The organism is Chitinivorax tropicus (assembly GCF_014202905.1).
In the GTDB taxonomy this organism is placed as follows: Bacteria; Pseudomonadota; Gammaproteobacteria; order Burkholderiales; family SCOH01; genus Chitinivorax; species Chitinivorax tropicus.
In genome coordinates, this window is the sequence record NZ_JACHHY010000089.1 from 1 (window position 1) to 1,100 (window position 1,100).

At 44.9% G+C, this 1,100-nt stretch carries 1 protein-coding gene; it reads right to left on the bottom strand.

Going from position 1 to position 1,100, the window contains the following annotated elements; all coding sequences use genetic code 11:
* Window positions 1-905 (bottom strand): hypothetical protein (locus HNQ59_RS19465; protein WP_221320309.1); only part of this gene is annotated, 905 nt, incomplete at its 3' end.
* Window positions 906-1,100 lie beyond the last annotated feature (195 nt).

Genomic DNA, 1,100 nt, shown 5'->3' on the forward strand with positions numbered 1-1,100 from the left:
GATTTTTGTGCCTGGGCGGTCGATGCAGAATACCAAGTACCATTGGCATTGATCAGGAAATCCAGATCCTGCGCTGGCAGAGTAATATCAGCCCCGCTAGCAAACGGTTTTGATTGCCATGCGCCTGATGTATTGGCGTTGCGATAGTAGATCTTTCCTTCACCCACGCCCGGTATATTGAATTGATATGCCCGGGTGCCATTTAAATTCAACCCTCCAATGGCCATGCATTTATTTGAAGTGGTTGAACTTTCAAACCCTATTGCCTGGGTAAATCTATCCGAAGAAATAGAAAATTTGATCAAACTCCTTTCAGAAAGAATGCCATTTTTATTTACATTAAGAAAAGCAACATAATTTCCTGGATTAATAGAGCTGGTATTTAGGAGGAAGTTACTTAATTGGCCAGCCTTCTCAAGCGACTGGCTTGCCACTAGGCTATAGCCATTTGAATTATCTAGATAGATAGACGCTTGAACCGAATCAGAGGGGGTGCCATACTTGATGCAAAGCTTGCCACTCTGCCACGAAGAGTAAATGGTAGATGTGTAAATATCATAATAATCATTTCCCGGTTCCAGAAGAATGCTTCCTGAGACTGAAAATGTTCCAAGTGTAAACGAAGCAGAAGACCCATCATTGGATTTGTAGCGAAGTGTATGAGTCGTACTAATCCTCTCTTGAATTTCATTTGATACTTGAAAGCTTGCTGCCACCGTCCCTTTGTCATATGTTGCTATGATATTCCCACTTGGCCCAATAACTTCATAGCGTCCGGTTGGAATGGTGGCTGGAAGATGTATCGTGTAATAGAACTGGTTTGCTTTTGGTCTTGGCCTATTTGCAGGCGAAGTATCTTCTGATCCATCACAAGATATTCCATCAAAAGTATTCAGCAAACTCAACGTGCCACCTTGAGTAGCACTAGCAACCACACGGGTTCGCATTGGTTCAAATGTCAAACTATGCGGTGGCACTACCGCCCCAGCCTGAAAGCCCTGTGTTAGCAGGGTCGTCGGCACGGATGGCGGGTTCGCCTTCAGCGGCGTGTTGCTGGAGGGTGTGGAGTTGATATCGCCAAATAGCTCCTTCTGCCAGAC